Raw genomic sequence first — 26,242 nt, 5'->3', positions numbered from 1 at the left:
ATTCTAGTATTAGGTCCTAAAAAAAGCAATAATATCAATTGGATTTATTTTAATTTTTCTGATTTTTTAAAACAAAACACTTAAAAACTTATATGTTCAACAAAGTTATCATACAAAAATCGTTCTACAGTTGATGCAGCATAGTGTTTATATAGTTCATTAATTACATTTTCATAATCTTCATACACCGATACATTTACAACTGTTTCTAAAATCCCATCAAAATCTGAACCAAACCCTATGTTGTTTTCTCCACCTAGCGAACAAATATAATCGATATGTTTTATTATATCTGTAATATTCGCTTGTTTTTCATTTGTAAGAAACTGAGGTACAAAAGTGACACCAATCATGCCATTTCGCTTTATAAGGAATTGAATTTGTTCCTCATTTAAATTACGTGGATGGTCACACAGTTTATAGCAATTTGAGTGAGATGCAATAGGATTATTTGCAATTTCTATCACATCCCAAAAACTTCTCTCATTTAAATGGGACAGATCGGTCCATAAATGTAACGTATTAAGTTCTTGTACAACTTGTCTACCGAAAGTAGTTAAGCCTGCTCCACGTGTCTCTAGCGCCCCATCAGCTAACAAATTCGCATAGTTCCATGTTAATCCAAAGGAACGTACACCTAATTGATAAAACAAACGTAATTTCATCGCCTCTTTTCCAATTGCTTCGCATCCTTCTAATGTTAAAAGAGCTCCAATCTCGTCCTGTTTTAACATACTTATATCAGCTTTCGTTCGGATCAACTTCACACCTGGTAGCGATAAAATTTCATTATAAAAAATATCTATCATTTGTAATGCCGCTTCAAAACGTTTTTCATATGCTACTGTTTCTGGCACATATATAGCAAAACATTGTATACTTCCTTTTCTTTTCTTTAATTGTTCAAATGTAATATGTAATTGTGAATCATTTTTAAAATTCTTTTTCCCCTTTGCAATCCATAACTGTAAGAGTACATCACAATGAGCATCAAAAATTTTCATTTTCATTCCTCCACTATAAAAATAACCTGTTTGCATACTGCAAACAGGTTGTTTAAACTTAACGAGGTTCTACAATTAATTTTATTGCTGTACGCTCTTCCCCATCAATCATAATATCTGTAAACGCTGGGATACAAATCAGGTCCAAACCACTAGGCGCTACAAACCCTCTTGCAATTGCTACTGCTTTTACCGCTTGGTTCAATGCACCTGCACCAATAGCTTGAATTTCTGCTGTTCCGCGTTCGCGAATAACACCTGCAAGTGCACCAGCTACAGAATTAGGGACCGACGTTGCTTTAACTTTTAATATTTCCATTCCGCGTTTCCTCCTCGTTTCTTTAAAAAGTATTAGCAATTATATCACTTTAACTTATATTCACGAGGAATGGCGCGTATTCCTGCTAAATTTTCGTAATTTTTCTAAAAAATTAAAATATAATAACTTATCTAAATCTTTACGGAGATTTACTCAAAAAATGGTTGATCGTCATTAATTAAAATGCGCTCAATTTTCTTTGCTTTTCCTGTATTCGGATCCACATCAATTAGCACTGCACTTAATTGTGTTCTACCATTCGTCACTTCAAATCTTACCGGTAAGTTTGTTAAAAACTTCTTCAAGACCGCTTCTCTATCCATACCTAAAATTCCGTCATACGGGCCTGTCATACCAACATCTGTAATGTATGCTGTTCCGCTTGGTAAAATACGATTATCTGCTGTAGGTACATGAGTATGTGTACCTACTACCGCTGTAGCACGACCATCTACATACCAACCTAGCGCTTGTTTTTCACTTGTAGTTTCCGCATGAAAATCAACAAAGATAATATTCGTACGTTTTTTCGCAATGTTAATTAATTCATCCACTTTTCGAAATGGACAATCAATCGGAGGAAGGAACGTACGCCCTTGTAAGTTAATAACTGCAACTTCTGTTCCATTACAATTCACAAATATAAGACCTTTTCCCGGTGTTCCTTCTGGGAAGTTAGCTGGTCTTGCAAGATATTTTGCATCATCAATAAATTCAAATACCTCACGATTATCCCAAGCATGGTTTCCAAGTGTAACCGCTTGTGCGCCGCACTCTAAAAAGTTTCGATAAATTTTTTCTGTAATACCACGCCCACCTGCTGCATTTTCTCCATTAATGATTGTTACTGTAGGTGTATATTTTTTCTTTAACGCCGGTACGTATTGTTGAATCATACTTCTACCAGGAGATCCTACTACATCCCCAACAAATAATATTCTCATATGTCTTACCCTTTCTATGTACTACATTTTTTATTACTATAACTTCAAGCAATTTCCTTACAACAAATTTATTATAAGTTTGTTTCACTTGATTTTCTTTATTTTATCCAATTCCAACACAAAAAAATAAAGTGGTGTTTCACCACTTTATTTTGCGTATTCCACTGCACGTGTTTCACGAATAACAGTTACTTTAATATGTCCTGGGTAATCCAGTTCATTTTCAATACGTTTTCGAATATCACGAGCTAAACGATGAGCTTCTAAGTCATCGATTGTATCTGGTTTTACCAGAATACGAACTTCACGTCCTGCTTGAATTGCGAATGATTTTTCAACGCCTTCATAAGACTCTGAAATCTCTTCTAACTTTTCAAGACGACGAATGTAGTTTTCAAGCGTTTCACTACGAGCTCCCGGTCTTGCAGCTGATAATGCATCTGCTGCTGCAACTAAAACTGCAATGATAGAAGTTGGTTCTGTGTCACCATGGTGAGATGCAATACTGTTTATAACTACAGGATGCTCTTTATATTTCGTCGCAAGTTCAACACCAATTTCAACGTGACTACCTTCTACTTCATGATCAATAGCTTTCCCGATATCATGTAATAGACCTGCACGTCTTGCTAGTTTTTCATCCTCACCAAGCTCTGCTGCCATAAGTCCAGTTAAATATGCAACTTCCATAGAGTGTTTTAAGACGTTTTGTCCGTAACTTGTACGGTATTTCAAACGACCTAAAATCTTAATTAAATCTGGATGTAATCCGTGAACACCCACTTCAAACGTTGTTTGCTCTCCGACTTCGCGAATATACTCGTCCACTTCACGTCTTGATTTTTCGACCATCTCTTCAATACGCGCTGGGTGAATACGTCCGTCCTGTACTAGTTTATCAAGAGCGATACGAGCTGTTTCACGACGAATTGGGTCGAATCCAGAAAGGATTACTGCCTCTGGTGTATCATCGATAATTAAGTCAATACCCGTTAACGTTTCTAACGTACGAATATTACGACCTTCACGCCCGATAATACGTCCCTTCATTTCGTCATTTGGAAGATTTACAACCGAAACGGTTGTTTCAGCAACATGATCAGCTGCACATCTTTGCATTGCAAGAGATAAAATCTCTTTTGCTTTCTTATCCGCTTCTTCTTTCGCGCGAACTTCACTTTCTTTTACCATAACAGCGATTTCATGAGAAACTTCACTTTCTACTTTACCAAGAATAATTGCTTTCGCTTGTTCGCGTGTCAGATTGGAAATGCGCTCTAATTCTGTTTGTTGCTTTTGAACTAACTCTCCCACTTTGCTTTCCAACTCTTCAATCTGTTGTTGTCTCGCTACAAGAGAATCCTCTTTCTTCTCTAACTGCTGCTCGCGTTTATCGAGCGTTTCGTCTTTACGATCAAGGTTCTCTTCTTTTTGCATTAAACGATTTTCTTGTTTTTGTAATTCGCTTCTACGGTCACGAATTTCTAATTCAGCTTCTGTACGAAGTGTATGAATTTCATCCTTTGCTTCTAAAAGCGCTTCTTTCTTAAGTGCTTCAGCATCACGATTCGCTTCGTCTAAAATACGTCTCGCTTCATTAGCCGCACCATTAATCTTCGCTTCAGCAATAGACTTTCGAACAAAAAAGCCAACAACTGCACCGACTGTTGCAAGCAAAATGGAGATGAGTATCCAAACTGTACTCGTCATGATTTCACCTCCCCTTGCTATGAATGAAAAAAGACTGTCGGCATGTACATTGAATTACAACATACAGCAAAGACCGTCGTCCCGCTTTTTTAAGGGACTTTCTTCATTTCACAATTAAAATGTCATATTATTATTTCGGCAAGATTTAAACCTTACTCCGAATATTACTTCTCTTCTTGAGAAGAGTATATCGTATATAAGAAAAAATATACATTCTCATTGTATCTATCGGAATTTTCATTGTCAAGCGTTGTCTACTTTTACTTTCTTTACCTTCAGTCCTGAATGTTATCTGAATTTGAAAAATTGATAGCATATTATCCTGGAAAACCTTAGTAAATACCATTTTATTCCCTTAAAACATATGAATATCCCTCTTTACACATCCCGTTTGAGTCAAAAAAAATTTTTTAACTACTGCGATATACACGATTTTAATAGAAGGTAAAAAAATAAAAGACACGGGACCGTGTCTTTTATTTTTTAATCTTGAAGAGTTGAATCTTCCGTGTCTTCCACACCTGAGTCTTCACCAATTCCGTGATGATCACGAACAAAGAAGGCAATTTCCTCTCTTAAATCCGTATTCTCTTTTAAGAATTGTTTTGAATTTTCACGACCTTGTCCTAAACGTTCTTCATTATACGAGTACCAAGCACCACTCTTTTGAACGATATCAAGTTCAGAAGCCATATCTAAGATTTCACCTTCTCTTGAAATACCTTCTCCGTACATAATATCAACTTCAGCAACACGGAATGGTGGTGCTACTTTATTTTTCACTACTTTTACTTTCGTTTTATTACCGACGATGTCGTTACCTTGTTTTAATTGCTCAGCACGACGTACTTCAAGACGAACTGTTGAATAGAATTTCAACGCACGACCACCCGGAGTTGTTTCTGGGTTCCCGAACATAACCCCAACTTTTTCACGAATTTGGTTGATAAAGATTGCGATTGTTTTTGATTTATTGATTGCACCTGAAAGCTTACGAAGTGCTTGTGACATTAAACGTGCTTGTAAACCTACGTGTGAGTCACCCATGTCTCCTTCGATCTCTGCTTTCGGTACAAGAGCTGCTACAGAGTCAATTACGATAATGTCAACCGCGCCACTTCGTACAAGTGCTTCTGCGATTTCTAGTCCTTGCTCCCCTGTATCAGGCTGTGATAATAGTAATTCATCTATGTTAACGCCTAATTTTTGTGCATATACAGGATCCATTGCATGCTCCGCATCAATAAACGCTGCTTGTCCACCTTGACGCTGTACTTCAGCGATTGCATGTAATGAAACTGTTGTTTTACCTGAACTTTCAGGTCCGTAAATTTCAATAATACGGCCACGTGGGTATCCGCCTACCCCTAGTGCCACATCAAGTGCTAAAGAACCACTTGAAATTGTAGAAATTCTACGCTCAGCTTGTTCTCCTAATTTCATAATTGAACCTTTACCGAATTGCTTCTCTATTTGTTTTAACGCCATATCTAATGCCGCTTGACGATCACTCATTCAAAATTCCTCCTTAACTGAATTGCTAATCTTATTATACCTATTTTCAATTCAATTTGCCAACAAAAATCGAACATTTATTCGATTTTTTTATTTTCCATTACATAAAACTGCATTTAACCATTAAAAAAAGCTAAAAGAGACTTATATCTCTTCTAGCTTTTTATACAAATGATAAAACCCATATTTTGCTGAGCGTTCCCTAATTTGTTGACGACTTCCGCTTAAATTTAGAGGAAAGACTACAGTTGGTTCATCTTTAATCGCCAATCCAACAAATACTGTTCCCGGCTCTTTATGTTCTGAAGCATCTGGTCCTGCTACCCCAGTGAAACTAATTCCGATATCCGCTTTTAATAATTCTTTAACATTTTCAGCAAGATAACGAGCACATTCTTTACTAACTGCACCGTCAGTAGACAACACTTCCTCAGGTACATGTAAAACATGTTGCTTCACATCATTATGATAACAAATGACACCGCCTTTAAATACTGAAGACACACCAGCACTTTCTGTTACTTGATTACCGAAGAGACCACCTGTTAAACTTTCTGCACACGCTAAAGTTAATCCTTTTTTCTTCAATAACTCTATCGCCTTATAGTGCAGAAACTCTTGGTCATACCCGTAGAAAAATTCTCCTACTCTTTCTAAAATCAAATCTTCCATATGCTGAATGAGTTTCTCCGCTTCATGAGCATTTTGATGCTTCGCAGTTAAACGCAATGTCACTTCTCCATCATTCGCAAGCGGGGCGATTGTCGGGTTCGTTTGTCCATCAATTAAATCTTGAACTTTCACCTCTAATTGAGATTCCCCAATTCCGAAGAAGCGAAGCACGCGAGAATAAATGTTTTCTCCTGTTGTAAAGTTACGTAAAAAAGGCTCTACATAACTTACATACATTGGCCTCATTTCTTTCGGTGGTCCTGGTAATAAAATATATACTTTTCCGTTCTTATTTAAACCCATACCAGGTGCCATACCGTGATCATTTGCAAATACAGTTGCTCCATTCAAAACGAGTGCCTGCTTTTTATTATTTTCAGTGAACTCACGACCTGTACGCTTAAAATAATCGCTTATTAATGCTAATGCATTTTCGTCATATACAAGCTCTTCCCCTAAGCTAGACGCAATTGTTTCCTTCGTCAAATCATCTTTTGTCGGGCCTAATCCACCTGTAAAAATAAGCATGTCCGCACGTTCTTCTGCAACTTCAATCGCCTGCTGTAATCGTTTGTTATTATCTCCAACTACAGTATGGTAGTACACATTAATGCCAATTGAAGCTAACTTTTCAGATAAAAACTGGGCGTTTGTATTTGCAATTTGTCCAAGTAATAATTCCGTTCCAACCGCAATAATTTCAGCATTCATCCCAATTCCCCCATAAACTTCTATTTTGAGTTTACAAAAGCAGCTCTATTTTTCCAGAAATAATCCCATCCTGAAATAACAGTAAAAATTAATGCAATCCATATAAAGATATCAGCAACTGGAATATGGATTAAATTTAACGGTACATCGTGTAATAAATACGCTGCAATCGCAATAATTTGTGTCCATGTTTTAATTTTCCCTAATTGATTCGCTGCAACGACTTCCCCTGTTCCAGCAAGTACAAGTCGTAAACCTGTCACAGCAAACTCACGACTTATAATTACTATAACGATCCAAGCTGGTACAGATCCCATCTCGACTAATGTGATAAGTGCTGCCGAAACAAGTAATTTATCTGCTAACGGGTCAAGGAATTTCCCTAAGTTTGTTACAAGATTATACTTTCTTGCGTAATGTCCATCAATCCAATCTGTAGCTGAGGCAATAATAAAGATAAGCGCCCCTACTAAGTGTTGAATTGGTAGATCTACATCACCAATTGTGTATGAACCCCAATCAAAGGGTGCTAACATAATTACCATAAAAACTGGGATTAAGAAGATTCTAGATATTGTAATTTTATTTGGTAAATTCACAGCTATTCCTCCATCATATCAAAAACATTTGTTCATTGAAAAAAGTCATCGAAGCGATGACTGTTATTGTGCAGGTTGCTCTACCCCTTGGTTTTTTATCACCAATCTTTGGTGAAGTTCTTTTTCTGGATCCAATGGGTAAGCGACCACTTGGCCATTCAGTTTAACTTCAACATTCGTTGCATTTCCAATATTAAGTCGCACTTCTTTTGCTGTTGATAAATCACGTTTTTCTGTTTGACCACTTTGTACTGTAGTGTTTAGAATTTCATTACCCGCATCGTCCTTAACATCTACATAACTTGTACCCTTCGCTGAAATTTCCAGTTCTAATGTTTTATTATTATGAATTTCCAAAGTAGATACCTTACCACTTGTTCCAACTACTTTTACTTCTTGTTGTCCAGTTGGTTCCTCTTTCTTTGGCTCTTCTTTTTTTGGCTCTTCTTTCTTTGGTTCTTCTTTCTTTGGTTCTTCTTTCTTTGGTTCTTCCGCTTTCGCTTCATCTTTCTTCGTATCTAGCGGAGAATTTTCTGCTTTTTTAACTTCAATTTTCTCACTTTGAGTAGCCGGAACTCGTCCGTCATCTTTACCAGTCAGTGCTTGAATAACAAACCAAACTACGACTCCAAATGCGATTACTAACAATGCAATTAAGATTTTCGGCATATGATCTGCCATTGGCAATGATGAAGATTTTTGCATTGTTTCTTGTGTTTTTTGTCCAGTTGATACTTGTGGAACATCACGATTTTCAGATTGTGGTATCGTACTCTGATATTCTACAAGCAGTTCCTCTCCATTTAATCCAGCCGCATCTGCGTATTGTTTAATGAATGCACGTGCATAAAAAGCTCCTGGCAATACGTCATAATTGCCTTCTTCAATCGCTACTAAATGGCGTTTTTGAATTTTTGTAATCTCATGCAGCTGATCAATAGACAAGCCTTTTGCTTCTCTTGCTTCTTTCAGCTTTTGTCCTAATTCTGTCACTACTAACACCTCAATATTTCTTTAAAAGTCGAACATAGAGAAATTATTTTGCGTACCTTGCTCAATTTCATCTACTAAATTATATTGAATTTCTTCATCATAATCGTTACGTAACTCAATAATATAATCAAAATCATCCAATGTGTATTCTGACTGACTCACAAATACATCAGGATGTTCCACAACTTTCGTTGCAGGCAATCTCATAATTTCACGAACGAGTTGCCAATGCCTTTCATTGGCACGCTTTGTTGACACAATTCCATCTAGGATGAAAATATTGTCATCGCTATACTCATCTTCAATCAATTGACTACGAACAGTTTGCTTAATGAGAGTAGATGATACAAATAACCATCGTTTATTTGCACAAACACTTGCGGCAACAATGGATTCTGTTTTTCCGACACGAGGCATTCCTCGTATCCCAATTAGTTTATGGCCTTCTTTTTTCATGATTTCCGCCATAAAGTCTACAAGTAATCCTAATTCATCACGCACAAAACGAAATGTTTTCTTGTCATCTGCATCTCGTTGTATGTACCTACCATGTCTAACCGCTAGTTTATCCCTTAGCTTTGGCGGACGATATTTCGTTACCGTTATGTTATCCATCGTATTTAAAATTGATTCAAGTCTAGAGATCTGCTCTTGATTATCACACATAAGGAGTAACCCACGTCGTGCATTATCAACACCATTAATTGTGACAATATTAATGCCGAGCATACCGATTAACGAAGAAACGTCACCAAGCAAGCCAGGTCGGTTTTTATGTATTTCATATTCAAAATACCATTCAATCATCCAAGATCACTCCCCTTGCTTACTTTACACCTACGTACTATATTATATGATTTCACCTTAATAGGGAAGCTAAATGTATAATCTCTCCCGTGTAATTATTATACAAAAAAAGTAGAGAGGAGATTCTCCTCTCTACTTTTACTTATGTTGTACAAACTTAACCATTAAATTTGCGATTGTATGCTGCTCTTGTTCATCAGCAACTTTCCAAAGCTCAGACAACAATTTTTCTTGATCGTTACGCGCTTCTACTTCATTTGCTAAATAATCGCCAACACGAAATGCCATATCTGATACGGCACCATTATTAAGCCCTTTTCCTTCCGCTTGTTCTAAACGTTCTCCTAAAAAGCTCTTCCACTGATCAAAATTATCTAACACTGACATAATTAAGCACCTCACTATTGAGTAATAAAATCATGCTTAATTTGTGCAACTTTTCATTTTTTATGTAAGAATTTTTTAACAATGCCAGCCACCATTCACACCGATAATTTGTCCAGTTATGTAAGATGCTCCTGATGATACGAGAAATGAAACTGTCTTTGCTACCTCTTCTGGTAAACCTATTCTGCCTAATGGTATCTCTTCAGCAATGCCAATCTTATCTTCTTCAGAAAAGACACTTAACATTTCCGTTTCAATTGCACCTGGTGCTACCGCATTCACACGCAATCCACTTAAAGAAACCTCTTTTGCTAAAGCTTTCACATATGAATTTTGTGCTCCCTTTACCATTGAATATAACACTTCACAAGAAGCCCCTATTTGCCCCCATATAGATGAAACAACTACAATATTTCCACTTCTCCGCCCAATCATAGATGGAAGTGCCATTGATAGTAATTTATATACACTCTTAACTTGAAGTTCTACCATATAATTCAACTCATCATTTGTTACATCTGTCACTAATCCAAAGATACTCTTCCCAGCTGCGTATACGATAACATCAATAGGATGTTCAATTTGTCCCCACAACTGCTCTGCCCCATCATTAGAAGCTAAATCCGCTTGAACAGGAATTACTTCACCCCATTCCTTCTGTAACTCATTTACCTTCTCTTCACTGTTATTGTAATGAACATATACAGTATATCCATCTTGAATTAATTGTTTTGAAATAGCAGAGCCAATCCCTCCGCTCCCTCCAGTTACTAATGCATACTTTTTCATAATTACCCTCTCTTATCTCTACAAGCTCATTTTTCATATAACTAAATAATACCCTCATCTTACAATTTATCAATGATAAGATGAGGGTATCTTTTAAATTTTATTTTTTCGGTAAAACTTGACAAACGCTCATTTTTTCTTCTGATAATAATAATTTCGCTACTTCTTGTAAATCTTGAACAGTTAGGCTTTCTAATTCAGTCAATGCATCAAACAAGCTAGATTCATTAAACGCATATCGCGTAAATTGATTTGCAATATATTCCGGTGAATTCAACGAGCGTAAAAAGCCACCAATTTTCTTTTTCTTTACTCGTTCTAATGCTGCCTCATCTAATTGATCATAATTTGTGTTTAATAAAATATCTTTCAAACGCTTTTCCAATTCATCCGGTTGCTTCGTATCACCGCCAACCATTGCAAAACCGAAGTTATTCTCTTCCGTATAATCATACGAGAACGAATCATCAATAAGCCCTTCATTATATAACGATTCATAATGAACGGAGCTTTTTCCAAATAAATAATCTAAAAGTAACGTAAGCGCGATTTCTTGTTTTAAAAGAGCTTTCCCTTTTTCTTTTAAATTTGTCGCTTTAATACCGACTAAACATTTCGGTGTTTGTACAGGCATTGAAATGATTTTCTTCTTTTCATTTACCTCATTTGGTTCATCTTCAAATGAACGTACAATTTCCGGCTGATTTTTATAATCTTTTTTCGCTTGATTTTCACGCACTAAGTCCATTGTTTCCTCTGGATCAATTGCACCAACAACAAATAGTAACATATTGCTCGGATGATAAAATGTTTCGTAGCATTCATATAATAGGTCTTTCGTAATTTTACTAATAGACTCGATTGTCCCTGCAATATCAATTTTAATGGGGTGCTTTACAAACAAGCTATCAATTAATCCAAAGTATAAGCGCCAATCTGGATTATCTTGATACATTTGAATTTCCTGTCCGATAATCCCCTTTTCTTTTTCAACAGTTTTTTCAGAGAAGTAAGGCTCTTGTACGAAATTTAACAACGTATTTAAATTTTGTTCTACATTTGATGTGCATGAAAAAAGATAAGCTGTTCTTGTAAAGGATGTGAAAGCATTTGCCGATGCTCCTTGTTTACTAAACAATTGAAAAGCATCGTGATCTTCTTTTTCAAATAATTTATGCTCAAGAAAATGCGCAATTCCGTCAGGTACACGAATCATTTCTTCTTTACCTAATGGTACGAATGTATTATCCATAGAACCATACTTTGTCGTAAACGTTGCAAATGTTTTATTAAATCCTTGCTTCGGTAAAACATATACATCTAATCCATTCGGAAGTTTTTCATAATAGAGCGTCTCTTTTAATTGCTCATAAACAATCTTCTCCATTTATTCTCCCTCCGTTCCTTGTAAAAAGTAAATTGTATCTAGTTCAATATTTTTAGCAACTTTCACAATCTCTTCTTTCGTCACACTTTCTATACCTGTTAACCATTCTTCAACTGGACGTGTACGATCTGAAATAATACCATGATATAGCATTTCCACAAATCCACGTGGCGTATCAATTGCTTCTAATATTTGATTTTGAATGACACTTTTCGTTTGATGCATCTCTTCTTCAGAAAAATCACCATTTTGCATCGCAAGCATTTGTTCTTTAATAATTTCAACTGCTTTTTCATAATTTTTTGCTTCAATCCCTGACATAACAAACAACAAGCCTTTATGACTTTCAAATCTTGATGCTGCATAGTACGCTAAACTATTCTTTTCACGGACATTTACGAATAACTTTGAATGAGAAAAACCTCCAAACAGCCCATTGAACAATTGCAGCGCGAAATAATCTTCATCTTTATATGTGACAAACGTACGATAACCAATGTGTAATTTACTTTGTTTTAATTCTTGTTTTTCAACAACTTCTTTTTCTTCATTATTTCGCTTATGAAGGAGTACATTTCTTTCTCTCACAGGACGCGCTGTAATAGAAAAATACTTACTTACAAGATCAACTGCGTTTTCTGAAATATCACCAATAATATATAGATCCATTTCATCTTCCGCTAACACCTTTTGATAATATTGATACAGACTTTCATTTGTAATAGAAGTAACACTCTCTTTTTTTCCATTTGCACTTAATCGATACGGTTCTACTTTGCACATTTCTTCGATTAAACGCTCATTTGCATAGCGCATTTTATCATCATAAGTAGCTTCAATTCTCTGCAAAAGCGCTCTTTTTTCACTTTCTACAATAGAAGGTAGGAAACTATTCCCCTCTGTTGCTGGATGTAAAACAATATCCGATAACATAGAAAGCGCTTTTTCAAATAACGGTGGTGCATCGTGTAAATATACTTCATTTGCAATGTCTACATAAATGGAGATGATATGGTCTTCCCCTTTTTTACTTACATCTACTCCCAAAGACGATCCGTATAATTCTTCTAAATATTGACGTAGACGAATTACAGAAGGAAGTTTTTCTGTCGCACTTTGCAATACGTATGGCAATAGGGCACGCTCTGTCACCGTCTCCTCATTTAAAGGTGCTTTAAAACGAAATACAAAGGTATTTGTTTTATATTTATCAGTCGGAATAATATGTACTCGCAAACCACCTAACTCATGTAATTGTTGTTCCATTAGTTTCATTTATAGCCCTCCTTTACGTATATAGGAATATTCCTCTTCAATATACAGTTTTTAGAAATAAAAAACCAATTTTTCTTCCTTATTATGCTTACAAATGACTTTTTCTAAAAACTATAATATGTAAGGAACATAGTAAAATTTCGTATTACATATATTCTATGTAAAAAAGCTCACACTAATGTGCGAGCTTTTTTCTACTTACAAATTACTTATCGTTTTCCTTTTTCATAAGGAGTTCCTAATGCTTTCGGAGCTTCAGAACGACCTACAAAACCGACAAGTGCTAATATTGTGAATACATACGGTAATATCGTTAATAAAACACTTGGAATCTGGTCTAATACAGGAATTGTTCCACCCGTTACACTAAGAGACTGAGCAAAACCAAAGAATAGAGCTGCACCCAGTGCGCCTAGCGGATTCCACTTCCCAAAGATCATAGCAGCTAAAGCTAAGAAACCTTGTCCTGTAATAGTTGCCCCTGAGAAGTTATTAGAAATGGACATTGCAAAAATCGCTCCACCAATTCCGGCAAACACCCCTGATATACAAACGCCGATATAGCGCATTTTATATACGTTAATCCCCATCGTATCCGCTGCCATTGGGTGTTCACCAACAGCACGCAATCGAAGACCAAACGGTGTTTTATAAATAACATACCAAACAACAAATGCTAAAATAATCGCAATATACGACGTTATTGGTACATTTGAAAAGAATATTTTCCCTATAACCGGAATATCCGAAAGACCTGGAATATCAATCTTTTCAATACGGTACTGAATAAAGTCAGTCTGCCCTTTATCAAAGATCTTCTTAATTGCAAATACTGTTAAACCAAGAGATAAGAAGTTAATTGCTACACCACTTACAACTTGATCCGCTCGGAATGTAATAGATGCTACTGCATGAAGTAATGCAAATAAACCACTACCAATTGCCGCAAACAATAACGCAATCCACGGAGTCATCGTTCCCCAAGTATCACCCATTAATAAGTTTGTAACAACTCCAATAAATGCACCAAATAGCATTAGTCCTTCTAATCCGATATTTACAACACCCGATCGTTCACTAAATACACCACCTAGTGCTGTGAAAATTATAGGTGCCGATGTATATAACGTACCCGTCACAAGAATGGCTAATATATCTAAAAAGCTCATTTATTTCCCCTCCTTGCTCATGCGTGTAAGCGCCCATCTTAACACATAACTACATGCAACAAAGAAGATGATACATGCAATAATTACGTTTATAAGCTCTGATGGCACATCTGCCTCAAAGTTCATTTGAGGGGAAGCACTTTTCAAACCACCAAATAATAAAGCTGAAAGGATAATACCAAACGGATTATTTCCTCCAAGTAAGGCTACGGCAATCCCGTCAAACCCTACCCCTGTAAAGGAGGACATCGCTGTCATGCTTTGGAATGTTCCTAATCCTTCCATCGCTCCACCAATCCCTGCGAACGCACCAGCAATTGTCATGGAAAATACTACATTACGAGAAACTTTCATCCCTGCATATTGAGAAGCATGTTGATTAAATCCTACTGACTTTAATTCATAACCTAAAGTTGTTCGATCTAATAAGAACCACATTAAAATAGCGATTAAAATTGCTACAATAATTCCCCAGTGAAGGCGTGAACCGTCAGTAATGGATGCAAGCCAGTCTGAAGATAATGACGCACTCTCTTTAATGTCGTACGTTTTATCATTACCCTCGTGTAAAAAGCGCTTAATAATATCATATGTTACATATAACGCGATATAGTTCATCATAATTGTTACAATAACTTCATTAACTTGAAACTTTCCCTTTAAATATCCAGGGATGAAACCCCAGATTCCGCCTACTAACGCCGCGAATAAAATAGATAATGGAATGTGAAGAACAGCTGGTAGCGAGACTGCATAACCGAACCAAACCGCTGCAAGCCAACCAACTAACAATTGACCCTCTACCCCGATATTAAATAAACCTGTACGAAATGCAAACGCCACCGATAAACCAGCAAGAATAAGCGGTATCATTGTACGAAGTGTTTCACCAATCGCACTTGGACTGCCGAACATGCCTGTCCAAAGTGCACTATAACCAACAATTGGGTCATAGCCACTAACTAGCATTACAATCGCTCCTACAAGTAAGCCAAAAATAACGGATAGTACTGGGACTAAAATATTTATCGTTCGTTCTGTTAAAAGTTTTTTAGCCATTTGTACCCACCTGCTCCTTCTTTGTTCCTCCAGCCATTAACAATCCAAGCTGTTGTTCATTCGTTTCTTTCGCATCAACTATTGCTACAATTGTTCCTTCATAAATAACAGCAATTCGATCGCTAACATTTAAAATTTCCTCTAACTCTAGTGATAAAAGTAATACACCTTTTCCTTTATCTCTTTGCTCTATTAATCTCTTATGAATAAATTCAATTGCCCCTACATCTAAACCACGTGTCGGCTGTGCAGCAATTAATAAATCTGGATCACGGTCTACTTCACGTGCAATAATTGCCTTTTGCTGATTTCCCCCAGATAGTGCACGAGCTAACGTTTGCTCACTAGGTGTACGTACATCAAACTGTTCAATAAGTGCCTTTGCTTTTTCTGTAATTTTGCTGAAATTTAAAATCCCTTTCTTTGAAAACGGATTTTTATAGTACGTTTGCAAAACTATATTATCTCTAACAGAAAAATCAAGAACGAGTCCGTGTTTATGACGATCTTCTGGAATATGACCAATTCCTTCTTCTGTTATTTTTCTAACAGGCCAATTTGTTATTTCTTTCCCTTTAATTGCAATAGAACCTGACTCAACTTTTCGTAAACCAGTAATTGCTTCTATTAATTCACTTTGTCCGTTTCCATCAATTCCTGCAATACCAACAATTTCCCCCGCACGAACAGTTAAGTCAAGGCCTTTTACAGCAGGTAGTTGACGTGCATCGTGAACAACAAGGTTTGCAATTGAAAGTACCTCTTCTTTTGGCTTCGCGTCTATTTTTTCTGTTTTAAAATTCACTTGACGTCCGACCATTAATTCTGCAAGTTTATTTTCATCCGTATTTGCAACGTCAACCGTTCCAATCCCTTTTCCTTTACGAATAATCGTACAACGATCGCAAACTTCCATAATTTCTTTCAACTTATGTGTAATAAGAACAATAGATTTCCCTTCTTGCACAAGCTTTTTCATAATTTGAATTAGCTCATGAATTTCTTGTGGTGTTAACACAGCTGTCGGTTCATCAAATATTAAAATTTCTGCCCCGCGGTAAAGTGTTTTTAAAATCTCAACACGCTGTTGCATACCGACAGAAATATCTTGTATTTTCGCATATGGATCTACAGCTAAACCGTATTGTTCAGACAGTTTTTGAATTTCTTTAGCAGCTTCCTCAACAGCAATTTTCCCTTTTTTCTTCGGTTCGTTTCCGAGAATAATATTCTCTGTAACTGTAAAATTATGAACAAGCATAAAGTGCTGATGTACCATTCCAATACCAAGGTCATTTGCTATATTCGGATTTGTAATCTTTACAGTTTTTCCTTTAATTTTAATTTCACCTTGTTCTGGCTGGTACAAACCAAATAGTACATTCATCAATGTGGATTTCCCTGCACCATTTTCTCCAAGTAAAGCATGTATTTCTCCCTGCTTTACTTGCAGCGTAATATCATCATTCGCTACAATGCCTGGGAATACTTTCGTAATGTTATTCATCTCAATTACGTATTCCATTGTGTTCCTCCTTTTAACAGGGAACATTCCCCTATTACACTATTAACTTATTAAGCAATTCGGAAGTTTTATACATACAAAGGTTAGTTCTATGAACTAACCTTTGCTATTTCTCTATTTATTTTTTTAGAGAAGCTTCATATTCTTTATACTCTTTATCTGTAGCTGGTACTTTAATTGCACCATCTGTAATTTTCTTTTCAAACTCTTCTACTTTTGTTAAAATTTCAGGGTTAACTTTTTTCACGTTGTCAGTTGTTTTTGCAATACCAACGCCGTCATCTTTTAAGCCAAACGCTTCTATTTTACCGCCTTTTAATTTACCGTCTTTCGCTTCTTGTGCTACTTTTTCAACAGCGATATCTACACGTTTTACCATTGAAGTTAATGTTACGTTTTCAGGCATACCTTCTTGGTTTTGGTCACGGTCAACACCGATTACCCAAACGTTTTCACCTTTTTTCTTACGGTTTTTCGCTTCAGTGAATACCCCATTACCTGTACCACCAGCAGCATGATAAATTACATCTACGCCTTGACCATACATTGCTGAAGCAAGAACTGTACCTTTTTCAGGTTTATCAAATGCTTCTGCATATTCAGATACGATTTCAATATTTGGATTTACTGCCTTTGCACCAGCTTTAAATCCATTTTCGAATTTACTAATTAAATCACTCTTCATTCCACCAACAAATCCTACTTTATTCGATTTCGTTGACATAGCTGCTACCGCACCTACAAGGAATGAGCCTTCATGATCTTTAAATGTAATGCTTGTTACGTTTGGTGCATCTACAACAGTATCAACGATTGCGAATTGTTGTTTTGGAGATTCTTTTGCTACTTCTTTAATTGCACCTTCTAATTTATAACCAATTCCGAAAGATAAATCATACTTATCTTTTGAAAATTTCTTTAAGTTCGGAATATAATCTGCTTCTTTTTCAGACTGTAGGTAACGATAATTTGTCTTTTCCTTTAAATCGTTATCTTTACCAAACTTTTTTAGCCCTTCCCAAGAAGATTGGTTGAATGATTTATCATCAACGCCTCCAACATCTGTTACCATACCGACTTTGAAATCTTTATTGTCTTTACTGTCTTTCTTGTCACTGCTCGCTTTATCCGAGTTACCACATGCACCTAAAACTGTACTTGCTGCTAATGTTAATGATAATAAAAGACCTGCTTTTTTCTTCATACTAGAAACCCCTCCTAAAATGATATATATATTTCTTCTTACGCTGCTGTCCCTTACTTCTTGCTGTCACCTCCCTAAAAAGGAACTTACTTACATACGTTTTCTTAATACGTGGAAGCTAAACTTATCAGCTCTAAAGTAATTAATAGAATATAAGATTGGCTCATCATTTTGATCATAGTGCATTTGTTTTAATACAAGCAGTGCTGTTTCAGGCTCACATTCTAAAATCGGTGAGATTTTCGGATGGTAACCAATCGGCTCAATATGAGCAACCGCATACGTTATGCGCTTATGCGTGTTATTATGTATCACTGTAAGTAATGATTCTTCATTGTAGCCCGATAAATCCGGCAATATTTCTTTTGCAAGTTTATCAATGCAATATACAACAGGTTCCCCATCCGCTGTACGCACACGCTCAATCATCACTGCATTAAAACCATCTTCACTATTAAACTTCTCTTTTTCTTCTTCGGTTAAAGTTGTTGTAGATGATGATAAAAAGATTGTTCCTGGTGTTTTCCCCACACTAGAAATCATATCTGTAATACTAGAAAGTTGTTCTATTCCAGAAGAAAATAATGGCTTTGCATTTACAAACGTCCCTACACCATGTCTACGAATGACAACATTTTCTTCTTCTAAAATACGCAATGCTTCCCTTAAAGTAGCTCTACTTACGCCAAGTTCTTTCGCTAAATCAAACTCTGATGGCAGCTTTTGTCTTTCTTTGTAAGCCCCATCTTTAATTTTTTCTTTGATGTGATCAATCACCCGTAAATATAGGTGACGACTATCGGATTTTACTGACATAAGACTCCCCCGCATTTCAATTATTCGACCTCTGATGTAAGACTTCTTTTCTCTTTTTTCAACTTACAACATAGTAAACATGACTAATCACTAAAAATAAACACAATTGTCGAATAAATATTAATAATTTTTTTAGATAAAATTTTCACTCTTTACTGCATAAAAAAAACTTTGCACCATAAACATTCCTCTTTTCGAGAAAAAGTTCGGCACAAAGATCCCTTACATCCTTTGTTACACACTTTTCCCCTCATAGTCTAGCAATTCATGGTTGCCAGGTAGAAACTTATGGACCTTATCTCCAAGATTATATGAGGCAGTGATTCTTTTCGAAGTAATCTTACCACTTGCTCTCATACGTGTCAACAAAATTTAACATTTTTCTACAATGAATATCGAACATTTATAAAAAGGCACACTCATAGCATTCGTATTCTAAAGAACCGACTTGAATGTAAGCCCTTTCTTTCTTGTTGAATATAGTATATAACAAAAACAGTATATAAAAAAGCCTAATTGCAAAAACAATTAGGCTTTTTTTAAGAACTTTTTTCTTGTACATCATTAATGAGCACTTCTCTCGGTTTACTACCCTCATATGGACCTACTACACCGTTCATTTCCATTGCATCAATTAGACGAGCAGCTCGCGTATAACCTACTCTAAATCTACGTTGCAACATAGAAACAGACGCTGTTTGCATTTCCACTACGAGCTGAACTGCTTCATCGTATAATTCATCTTCAACTTGCTGCTTTGTCTCAGGGACATCTTGTGGAATCATATCCTCTTGATATTGTGCTTTTTGCTGCCCAATAACATATTCTACAACTCTCTCAACTTCATCATCTGATAAAAATGCACCTTGTACACGAACAGGCTTTGATGCACCAATTGGTATAAATAGCATATCTCCACGACCTAGCAGCTTCTCTGCGCCACCACCATCAAGAATTGTACGAGAATCCGTTTGAGAAGATACAGCGAATGCAATACGTGATGGAATATTCGCTTTAATAACACCTGTAATAACGTCAACCGATGGGCGCTGCGTTGCAATAATTAAATGAATACCAGCCGCACGAGCCATTTGTGCCAAGCGCATTATCGCATCCTCTACATCCGACGAAGCAACCATCATTAAATCTGCTAACTCATCCACAATTACTACAATATACGGTAATTCAGGTTGTTTCGCTTCCGATTGATTATTATGCGCTTTAATATAATCGTTATACCCTTCAATATTCCGCGTACCACTATGAGCAAACAACTCATAACGGCGTTCCATCTCACTTACAACCTTTTTCAAAGCTTGCGATGCTTTTTTCGGATCAGTTACAACTGGTGTTAATAAATGGGGCACACCATTATATACATTTAACTCTACCATTTTCGGATCGATCATCATTAATTTTACTTCATGCGGTTTTGCACGCATTAAAATACTAACTATAATCCCGTTAATACACACACTTTTCCCACTACCTGTCGCACCGGCTACTAGTAAATGGGGCATTTTATTTAAACGGGCCAATACAGCTTCACCTGTAATATCTCGTCCAAGACCAATTAACAACTTCTCTTCTGGATGATTATTAGCCTTAGAGTCCAGCACTTCCCTAAGTGTTACCATAGAAACTTCTGAGTTCGGAACTTCAATCCCTACAGCTGATTTCCCGGGAATAGGCGCTTCAATACGAATGTCTTTCGCAGCTAAAGCAAGCGCTAAATCATCACTTAAACTAACAATTTTACTTACCTTTACTCCCATATCAGGATACACTTCATACTTCGTAACTGCAGGACCTCTGTGTACTTTTGTCACTTTCGCTTTCACACCAAAACTTTGGAATGTACGTTCCAATTTACGAGCATTTTCATAAATTTCCGCATTTTCATTTGTAACTTGCTTATTTTTTGGGAACTTTAATATATCAAGCGAAGGAAGCTTATAATCTTTATTTTCAACATTTGAAAATTGCATCGGTGGGGCACTTGTTTCCGCCTCTAAAGATTCCACAATTTTTTCTCCACGCTTTTTCTTAGGCTCTTCAATAGGTGGAGCTTCTTCAATAAACGGTGAAGTAATTGGATCTGTTACATGTTCTTCTTCCATCCGTTTATCCTCTTCTTCATTTACAGGATAATTCTCAGTGAAATTTGAAATAATGGGGGGATCAATTTGCATCTCTTCCATCGGCTCAATCACTTCTTCTTGCTCCACAGCACGTGCGTGTCTTGAACTTCTTGTTGTTTTTTTCTTTTCTGTTTGTTCAGCAATCCTTTTTGATCGCCAATCTTTATAATCCCCTTGCATAACTTGAAATTGACTTCTAAGAATTCTACCCACCGGGGCAAGAACTTCTCCAATATGCTTATTTGTTATACAAAGTATTCCAAGAATAACTAAAATAATTCCAATGATATAGGCTCCTACTTCATCAAATAAGAAGTAACATGTTGCGAACATGAGCGCACCAAACATCCCACCGCCTAAGTGAACGCTATCTGGCCCTTTTTTCATTTCAAGAAAGAAGTTATCTTTCGTACTCACAATAACAGAAGTATTTTGCACTGCTCCATCTTTCGTAAGAAGGTTAAATAATGTAATATGACTGAACATTAATATCGCCAATACAATTAAATAAAAACCGATTAACCGTTTATTTAAAAGGTTCGGCCATCCACGTTTTATAACAAACGAAACCGATAAAGCTATTACACCTAACACACCAATTATGTACCACTCACCAAAGAAGAAGCGAAAAAATAACACAAACGATTTCCCTACAACGCCTAGCTGTAAAATCGTAATGATTGAAAGTGCAAAAAGAGCCAAACCGACGATTTCATAATATAGAGTTGGCTTTATCGTACGTCTTGCCTTTGCCTTCGTCCCTCTTTGCTTTTGTTTTGCCATTTCTTCACCTCGTGTTCTACATATAAATAAGGACAACCTCTAAAAAAACTCTACTTATATGTCTGTTTTCTCTATTCTTTCAGGTCTTTATCTCTTCTATTTTTACACTTCTTGTAAAATGTTAAATAAACAGAAGAAAGCAGCCCCCTACTCATGGCTGCTCAACCGTCTTGTTTTTTATATTATACCATAGCTTCTGAACAAAATCCTTCTTTTTGCTAAAAGGTTATTTTCTGACCAGGCTCATACTCTAAGTAGTGAAATGGATTCGTACTTAACACACGCACAATAGAATAACACCCATGTTCCTCTTCAGAAACCATCAATTCAACACCATGTATATTTACAACTTTTTGACTTTCACATTGCGAATAATCGGCAGGGTATACAAGTTGCTCTGGCATAATTGTATATAGAATCATTGTAGCATCGTTCCTTCTGCATTATCATCTGCGCGAGCCTCTATTAATTCGTTTAGTTTTTGAAGTGCACTCCCAATGCCACCCACATCATCAATAAGACCATACTTCACTGCATCTCCACCAATTACATTCGTCCCAATATCTCGGGTCAAATTCCCTTTCGCAAACATAAGTTCTTTAAAACGATCTTCCGTTACTTTCGAATGTTTCGTCACAAATCGAATGACTCTTTCTTGCATTTTATCCAAATACTCAAATGTTTGCGGCACACCTATAACAAGACCGGTTAAACGAATTGGGTGAATCGTCATCGTCGCTGTTTCTGCAATAAATGAATAATCAGTCGAAACTGCAATTGGTACACCAATCGAATGCCCTCCGCCTAAAACAAGAGATACCGTCGGTTTCGAAAGCGAAGCTACCATCTCAGAAATCGCTAGCCCTGCTTCAACGTCTCCTCCAACTGTGTTTAATATTAAAAGCAAACCTTCAATTTTCGGATTTTGCTCAATCGCGACAATTTGCGGGATAATGTGCTCATATTTTGTTGTTTTATTTTGCGGTGGCAACTGAACATGACCTTCCACCTGTCCAATGATTGTTAAACAATGAATACGTGATTCATTCATTTGCGGCACATTCGTTTGTCCAAGCTGTTGAATTTTCTCCACTATTGAAGCTTCTTTCGGAACTTCTTTCGGCCCAGCTTCTTTTTCTTCATTTGTATAACGATCACGTTCTGTCATATCGCATCCCCTTTCACTCGTATATAACTATTATTTCTTAAGTTATAAATTTCATTCGATAGGGTTTAAAAAGAAAAAAGATCACCCGTAAAGGTGATCTTTTTTACACTTCCATAATAATCGGTAAAATCATAGGTTTTCTCTTTGTCTCTTCGTACAAGAACTGCCCTAATAATTCACGAATATTTTGTTTTAACATAGACCATTCAATTGAATATTCTTTAATTGATTGCTCAACAATCATGCGTACAATCTCTGTAGATCGCTCAATTAATGCTTCTGATTCACGAACATATACAAAACCACGTGAAATGATTTCTGGACCAGAGATAATTTTCTTTTCATCTTTACCAAGTGTTACAACAACTACTAATATTCCATCTTGAGATAACATCTTTCTATCTCGAAGAACGATATTACCAACGTCACCTACACCTAATCCATCAATTAAGACATTACCAGCTTGCACTTTACCAACTAAGTTTGCTTCATTATCACCAAAAGCAATTACATCGCCTTTTTCTACGATAAAAATATTTTCTCTTGTAATACCTACATCTTCAGCTAAATATGCATGTGCTTTTTGCATACGAAACTCACCATGTACGGGTACAAAATACTTAGGTTTCATTAAATTTAACATTAGTTTTAATTCTTCTTGACTACCATGACCTGAAACGTGAACTTTTCTTTCACCGTAATAAATAACTTCAGCTCCAGCTCTAAATAACAAATCAATAATTTTCGATACAGATATTTCATTCCCCGGAATTGGAGAAGCTGCAATAATAACAGTATCACCTTTACGAATTGAAATTTGTTTATGAGCTTGCTTCGCCATTCTAGAAAGTGCTGCCATCGGTTCCCCTTGACTACCTGTCGTTAAAATAGCTACCTTTTTCTCTGGGAAGTTGTCTACTTCTTGTAATGAAATAACCATACCTTCTGGAACATCTAAATAACCAAGACGTCTTGCAATGTCTACTACTTTCACCATACTACGTCCTACTACCGCTACTTTTCTTCCTGTTTCGGCAGCCGCGTCAAATACTTGTTGAATACGATGTACGTTCGATGCAAATGAAGCAACGATAATACGACCTTCTGCACCGTAGAACACTTTAGAAATTTCTACACCAACTTCTTTTTCCGAACCTGTATAGCCTGGACGCTCAGCGTTTGTACTATCAGATAATAAGCAAAGTACGCCTTCATTTCCGATTTGTGCCATTTTCCCAAGATCTGCTCCATTATTTCCAATTGGAGTTTGATCAAATTTAAAGTCTCCTGTATACACTACAGCACCTTTTGATGTATGGAAACAAACACCAACAGAATCCGGAATACTATGTGTCGTTCCAAAGAATGACACTGTTGTAGTATTAAACTCTACTGTTGAATTTGAATCGATTGTTTTTAAGTCCACACGGCCTAACATGCCCGCTTCACCAAGTTTTTCTTGTATAAGTCCTACCGTTAATTTCGTTGCATACACTGGAATAGATAATTTACGAAGTACATAAACAATTCCACCAATATGATCTTCATGACCGTGAGTAATAAATAAACCTTTTACTCGCTCTTGATTTTCCACTAAGTATGTAATATCAGGAATAACGATATCAATCCCAAACATTTCATCTCCTGGGAACATTAATCCTGCATCTACAATAAAGATTTCAGAATCAATTTCAACACAGTACATGTTTTTCCCGATTTCACCTACTCCACCAAGAGCAAATACTTTAACAGACTCATTCTCTTTTCTCTTCATGTTGTTGCCTGGTTTAAAAATCTTGCAAACACTGATTTCACTAAAATTGTAGAGACACCAGGGGAAACTCTACAACCACCATATATTCACCGTCCAAGACGAATGTCCTTACCGTTATGCGATATCATGTCCTTGTATATTTTTTAAACCAGGTTTCACCTCTCTTTCATTATATAAATCAAATATCTTATTCGATATGATATGAAAATTTAATTAAATTATAATTTCTTCCAATTTTGCTAAGCATACCCGTACTAAGCTACTTAGCCATATTATACCTGATACAAGAAATAGAACACAAGTTAAATTATATGAAAGACTATATAAGAAGCTAAATTGAGGTTGTAATTTGCGAGGTTTTTTTCCACATACTACCTATTATTTTTTCTACTTATATAAGATATTAATGGAAAAATATACATGTGTGTTCTGTATATAAACATAAAACGCTATTCACTAAAAACACATGCTCTCTATAATCAATTTCTAACCAATATTATGCCGTCCCCTTCTTATTACACCTCGTTAACTATGCTATTTTTACCACTCACGTATATTTAATCTAAATAAAAATGACCTAGTTTCACACTAGGTCATTTCTTATTAACGAGGAATAGATTGCATTACAGATTGTAACGTTACTCTTTCTTCTTCTGTTAATGGAAGAAGCGGTAAACGTACAGAACCTACATCTAATCCAACCATTTGTAACGCTGTTTTTACTGGCGTTGGGCTTGGCGCCATAAATAATGAATCCGTTACTCTTACAAGTAATTGATGTAATTTTTGCGCCTTCTTAAACTCTCCCGCTTGGAATGCTGTAATCATTTCTTGCATTTCATTTCCGATAACATGAGATGCTACTGAAACGATACCTTTCGCTCCAACCGCCATAGCCGGTAACGTTAAACCGTCATCACCGCTGTATACTGCAAAGTCGTCCGCTGTTTTTTCAATGATTGCTGTCATTGTTAGTACATCGCCGCCTGCATCTTTAATCGCAACAATGTTTTCTATTTCTGATAAACGAACAACTGTATCAACGGAGATTTGTACAATAGATCGTCCTGGAACGTTATATAGCATAACCGGAAGTGGCGTGCTTTCAGCAATCGTTTTAAAGTGCTGATACATTCCTTCTTGACTCGGTTTGTTATAATACGGCGCTACTAGCATAACTGCATCAACACCAACTTCTGTTGCCTTTTTAGTTAAGTCAACAGAGGCATGTGTATTATTGCTACCTGTTCCAGCGATTACGGGCACCCTTTTATCGACAACAGATACGACATGGCGATATAACGCTACTTTTTCTTCTGAAGTTAATGTAGGAGATTCACCTGTCGTTCCTCCTACCACGATTGCTGTTGTACCGTTATCAATTAAATAATTTACCAATTTCGTTGTCTTTGCAAAATCGATATTCCCGTTTATATCAAACGGTGTTACCATCGCAGTTGCAATTGTCCCAAAATCTATCATGGTCTCACT

General features: G+C 36.3%; 23 protein-coding genes and 1 riboswitch. All 23 genes read right to left on the bottom strand.

All coding sequences use genetic code 11. From position 1 onward, the window contains the following. Nucleotides 1-80: 80 nt before the first annotated feature. The 23 genes from JDS98_RS23315 to dapA all read right to left on the bottom strand — a co-directional run bounded on the left by JDS98_RS23315 (nucleotide 81) and on the right by dapA (nucleotide 26,233). A complete protein-coding gene (locus tag JDS98_RS23315) occupies nucleotides 81-1,004 on the bottom strand; it encodes a dipeptidase (protein ID WP_097957671.1) in 924 nt (307 codons plus the stop codon). A gap of 58 nt (nucleotides 1,005-1,062) precedes the next feature. Next, nucleotides 1,063-1,323, bottom strand: a complete 261-nt coding sequence (spoVS, locus tag JDS98_RS23310) for a stage V sporulation protein SpoVS (RefSeq protein ID WP_000404341.1) — start codon at nucleotides 1,321-1,323, stop codon at nucleotides 1,063-1,065. Between the two features lie 149 nt (nucleotides 1,324-1,472). Further along, on the bottom strand, nucleotides 1,473-2,267 hold the full coding sequence (locus JDS98_RS23305) for a TIGR00282 family metallophosphoesterase (RefSeq protein WP_001221099.1): 795 nt from the start codon (nucleotides 2,265-2,267) through the stop codon (nucleotides 1,473-1,475). Between the two features lie 147 nt (nucleotides 2,268-2,414). Continuing rightward, nucleotides 2,415-3,977: a ribonuclease Y gene (gene rny / locus JDS98_RS23300; protein WP_000204910.1), complete on the bottom strand. Its 1,563-nt coding sequence runs from the start codon at nucleotides 3,975-3,977 to the stop codon at nucleotides 2,415-2,417. A gap of 483 nt (nucleotides 3,978-4,460) precedes the next feature. After that, complete coding sequence (recA, locus tag JDS98_RS23295; protein WP_001283854.1) at nucleotides 4,461-5,492, bottom strand: recombinase RecA; 1,032 nt, start codon at nucleotides 5,490-5,492, stop codon at nucleotides 4,461-4,463. A 144-nt stretch (nucleotides 5,493-5,636) separates the two neighbouring features. Beyond that, nucleotides 5,637-6,875 carry a competence/damage-inducible protein CinA gene (gene cinA, locus JDS98_RS23290; RefSeq protein ID WP_087969816.1) on the bottom strand — a complete coding sequence of 413 codons (1,239 nt, stop codon included), beginning with the start codon at nucleotides 6,873-6,875 and terminating at the stop codon, nucleotides 5,637-5,639. Nucleotides 6,876-6,895: 20 nt separating this feature from the next. Then, nucleotides 6,896-7,474 carry a CDP-diacylglycerol--glycerol-3-phosphate 3-phosphatidyltransferase gene (gene pgsA / locus JDS98_RS23285; RefSeq protein WP_001052980.1) on the bottom strand — a complete coding sequence of 193 codons (579 nt, stop codon included), beginning with the start codon at nucleotides 7,472-7,474 and terminating at the stop codon, nucleotides 6,896-6,898. Nucleotides 7,475-7,537: 63 nt separating this feature from the next. Further along, nucleotides 7,538-8,467: a helix-turn-helix domain-containing protein gene (locus JDS98_RS23280; RefSeq protein WP_000137454.1), complete on the bottom strand. Its 930-nt coding sequence runs from the start codon at nucleotides 8,465-8,467 to the stop codon at nucleotides 7,538-7,540. A gap of 21 nt (nucleotides 8,468-8,488) precedes the next feature. Beyond that, the gene (locus tag JDS98_RS23275) at nucleotides 8,489-9,274 is read right to left on the bottom strand and encodes a DUF3388 domain-containing protein (protein ID WP_000574107.1); all 786 of its coding nucleotides are present in this window, start codon (nucleotides 9,272-9,274) and stop codon (nucleotides 8,489-8,491) included. Between the two features lie 138 nt (nucleotides 9,275-9,412). After that, nucleotides 9,413-9,661 carry a DUF3243 domain-containing protein gene (locus JDS98_RS23270; protein ID WP_000114447.1) on the bottom strand — a complete coding sequence of 83 codons (249 nt, stop codon included), beginning with the start codon at nucleotides 9,659-9,661 and terminating at the stop codon, nucleotides 9,413-9,415. Nucleotides 9,662-9,736: 75 nt separating this feature from the next. Continuing rightward, the gene (ymfI, locus tag JDS98_RS23265; protein WP_097957668.1) at nucleotides 9,737-10,450 is read right to left on the bottom strand and encodes an elongation factor P 5-aminopentanone reductase; all 714 of its coding nucleotides are present in this window, start codon (nucleotides 10,448-10,450) and stop codon (nucleotides 9,737-9,739) included. A 100-nt stretch (nucleotides 10,451-10,550) separates the two neighbouring features. Continuing rightward, nucleotides 10,551-11,837 carry an EF-P 5-aminopentanol modification-associated protein YfmH gene (yfmH, locus tag JDS98_RS23260; RefSeq protein WP_000411962.1) on the bottom strand — a complete coding sequence of 429 codons (1,287 nt, stop codon included), beginning with the start codon at nucleotides 11,835-11,837 and terminating at the stop codon, nucleotides 10,551-10,553. Then, nucleotides 11,838-13,112 (bottom strand): EF-P 5-aminopentanol modification-associated protein YfmF, encoded by a 1,275-nt coding sequence (gene yfmF / locus JDS98_RS23255; protein ID WP_000772425.1) that lies wholly within the window; start codon nucleotides 13,110-13,112, stop codon nucleotides 11,838-11,840. Between the two features lie 209 nt (nucleotides 13,113-13,321). Then, the gene (locus JDS98_RS23250) at nucleotides 13,322-14,281 is read right to left on the bottom strand and encodes an ABC transporter permease (protein WP_000008852.1); all 960 of its coding nucleotides are present in this window, start codon (nucleotides 14,279-14,281) and stop codon (nucleotides 13,322-13,324) included. Further along, nucleotides 14,282-15,340, bottom strand: a complete 1,059-nt coding sequence (locus JDS98_RS23245; protein ID WP_001085263.1) for an ABC transporter permease — start codon at nucleotides 15,338-15,340, stop codon at nucleotides 14,282-14,284. Continuing rightward, complete coding sequence (locus tag JDS98_RS23240; RefSeq protein ID WP_000456934.1) at nucleotides 15,333-16,865, bottom strand: ABC transporter ATP-binding protein; 1,533 nt, start codon at nucleotides 16,863-16,865, stop codon at nucleotides 15,333-15,335. Before JDS98_RS23240 ends, JDS98_RS23245 begins: the two co-directional genes overlap by 8 nt. Nucleotides 16,866-16,983: 118 nt before the next feature. Further along, entirely contained in the window at nucleotides 16,984-18,069 is a 1,086-nt protein-coding gene (locus JDS98_RS23235; protein ID WP_000725766.1) for a BMP family lipoprotein, read from the bottom strand. Nucleotides 18,070-18,159: 90 nt separating this feature from the next. Then, nucleotides 18,160-18,885 (bottom strand): GntR family transcriptional regulator, encoded by a 726-nt coding sequence (locus tag JDS98_RS23230; RefSeq protein WP_000114182.1) that lies wholly within the window; start codon nucleotides 18,883-18,885, stop codon nucleotides 18,160-18,162. A 233-nt stretch (nucleotides 18,886-19,118) separates the two neighbouring features. After that, a riboswitch (purine riboswitch) is annotated at nucleotides 19,119-19,220 on the bottom strand. 204 nt (nucleotides 19,221-19,424) lie between these two features. Then, nucleotides 19,425-21,809 (bottom strand): DNA translocase FtsK, encoded by a 2,385-nt coding sequence (locus JDS98_RS23225; RefSeq protein WP_001118764.1) that lies wholly within the window; start codon nucleotides 21,807-21,809, stop codon nucleotides 19,425-19,427. A gap of 218 nt (nucleotides 21,810-22,027) precedes the next feature. Then, the gene (locus JDS98_RS23220; protein ID WP_000605018.1) at nucleotides 22,028-22,231 is read right to left on the bottom strand and encodes a YlzJ-like family protein; all 204 of its coding nucleotides are present in this window, start codon (nucleotides 22,229-22,231) and stop codon (nucleotides 22,028-22,030) included. Further along, a complete protein-coding gene (gene tepA / locus JDS98_RS23215; RefSeq protein WP_000139820.1) occupies nucleotides 22,228-22,977 on the bottom strand; it encodes a translocation-enhancing protein TepA in 750 nt (249 codons plus the stop codon). Before tepA ends, JDS98_RS23220 begins: the two co-directional genes overlap by 4 nt. 103 nt (nucleotides 22,978-23,080) lie before the next feature. Beyond that, nucleotides 23,081-24,751, bottom strand: a complete 1,671-nt coding sequence (locus tag JDS98_RS23210) for a ribonuclease J (protein WP_000823093.1) — start codon at nucleotides 24,749-24,751, stop codon at nucleotides 23,081-23,083. Between the two features lie 603 nt (nucleotides 24,752-25,354). Beyond that, the gene (gene dapA / locus JDS98_RS23205) at nucleotides 25,355-26,233 is read right to left on the bottom strand and encodes a 4-hydroxy-tetrahydrodipicolinate synthase (RefSeq protein ID WP_000564770.1); all 879 of its coding nucleotides are present in this window, start codon (nucleotides 26,231-26,233) and stop codon (nucleotides 25,355-25,357) included. Nucleotides 26,234-26,242: the final 9 nt, after the last annotated feature.

The sequence above is a fragment of the Bacillus cereus group sp. N11 genome, assembly GCF_016483605.1.
In the GTDB taxonomy this organism is placed as follows: Bacteria; Bacillota; Bacilli; order Bacillales; family Bacillaceae_G; genus Bacillus_A; species Bacillus_A toyonensis.
The sequence above is the reverse complement of the archived record's forward strand: the minus strand, read 5'-3'. Positions and strand labels throughout refer to the sequence as shown.

Bases quoted from the DNA above. Each gene is read 5' to 3' on its own strand.
- JDS98_RS23315 (WP_097957671.1), bottom strand. From the start codon at position 1,004: ATGAAAATTTTTGATGCTCATTGTGATGTACTCTTACAGTTATGGATT.
- spoVS (WP_000404341.1), bottom strand. From the start codon at position 1,323: ATGGAAATATTAAAAGTTAAAGCAACGTCGGTCCCTAATTCTGTAGCT.
- JDS98_RS23305 (WP_001221099.1), bottom strand. From the start codon at position 2,267: ATGAGAATATTATTTGTTGGGGATGTAGTAGGATCTCCTGGTAGAAGT.
- rny (WP_000204910.1), bottom strand. From the start codon at position 3,977: ATGACGAGTACAGTTTGGATACTCATCTCCATTTTGCTTGCAACAGTC.
- recA (WP_001283854.1), bottom strand. From the start codon at position 5,492: ATGAGTGATCGTCAAGCGGCATTAGATATGGCGTTAAAACAAATAGAG.
- cinA (WP_087969816.1), bottom strand. From the start codon at position 6,875: ATGAATGCTGAAATTATTGCGGTTGGAACGGAATTATTACTTGGACAA.
- JDS98_RS23275 (WP_000574107.1), bottom strand. From the start codon at position 9,274: ATGATTGAATGGTATTTTGAATATGAAATACATAAAAACCGACCTGGC.
- JDS98_RS23270 (WP_000114447.1), bottom strand. From the start codon at position 9,661: ATGTCAGTGTTAGATAATTTTGATCAGTGGAAGAGCTTTTTAGGAGAA.
- ymfI (WP_097957668.1), bottom strand. From the start codon at position 10,450: ATGAAAAAGTATGCATTAGTAACTGGAGGGAGCGGAGGGATTGGCTCT.
- yfmH (WP_000411962.1), bottom strand. From the start codon at position 11,837: ATGGAGAAGATTGTTTATGAGCAATTAAAAGAGACGCTCTATTATGAA.
- yfmF (WP_000772425.1), bottom strand. From the start codon at position 13,112: ATGAAACTAATGGAACAACAATTACATGAGTTAGGTGGTTTGCGAGTA.
- JDS98_RS23250 (WP_000008852.1), bottom strand. From the start codon at position 14,281: ATGAGCTTTTTAGATATATTAGCCATTCTTGTGACGGGTACGTTATAT.
- JDS98_RS23245 (WP_001085263.1), bottom strand. From the start codon at position 15,340: ATGGCTAAAAAACTTTTAACAGAACGAACGATAAATATTTTAGTCCCA.
- JDS98_RS23240 (WP_000456934.1), bottom strand. From the start codon at position 16,865: ATGGAATACGTAATTGAGATGAATAACATTACGAAAGTATTCCCAGGC.
- JDS98_RS23235 (WP_000725766.1), bottom strand. From the start codon at position 18,069: ATGAAGAAAAAAGCAGGTCTTTTATTATCATTAACATTAGCAGCAAGT.
- JDS98_RS23230 (WP_000114182.1), bottom strand. From the start codon at position 18,885: ATGTCAGTAAAATCCGATAGTCGTCACCTATATTTACGGGTGATTGAT.
- JDS98_RS23225 (WP_001118764.1), bottom strand. From the start codon at position 21,809: ATGGCAAAACAAAAGCAAAGAGGGACGAAGGCAAAGGCAAGACGTACG.
- JDS98_RS23220 (WP_000605018.1), bottom strand. From the start codon at position 22,231: ATGATTCTATATACAATTATGCCAGAGCAACTTGTATACCCTGCCGAT.
- tepA (WP_000139820.1), bottom strand. From the start codon at position 22,977: ATGACAGAACGTGATCGTTATACAAATGAAGAAAAAGAAGCTGGGCCG.
- JDS98_RS23210 (WP_000823093.1), bottom strand. From the start codon at position 24,751: ATGAAGAGAAAAGAGAATGAGTCTGTTAAAGTATTTGCTCTTGGTGGA.
- dapA (WP_000564770.1), bottom strand. From the start codon at position 26,233: ATGATAGATTTTGGGACAATTGCAACTGCGATGGTAACACCGTTTGAT.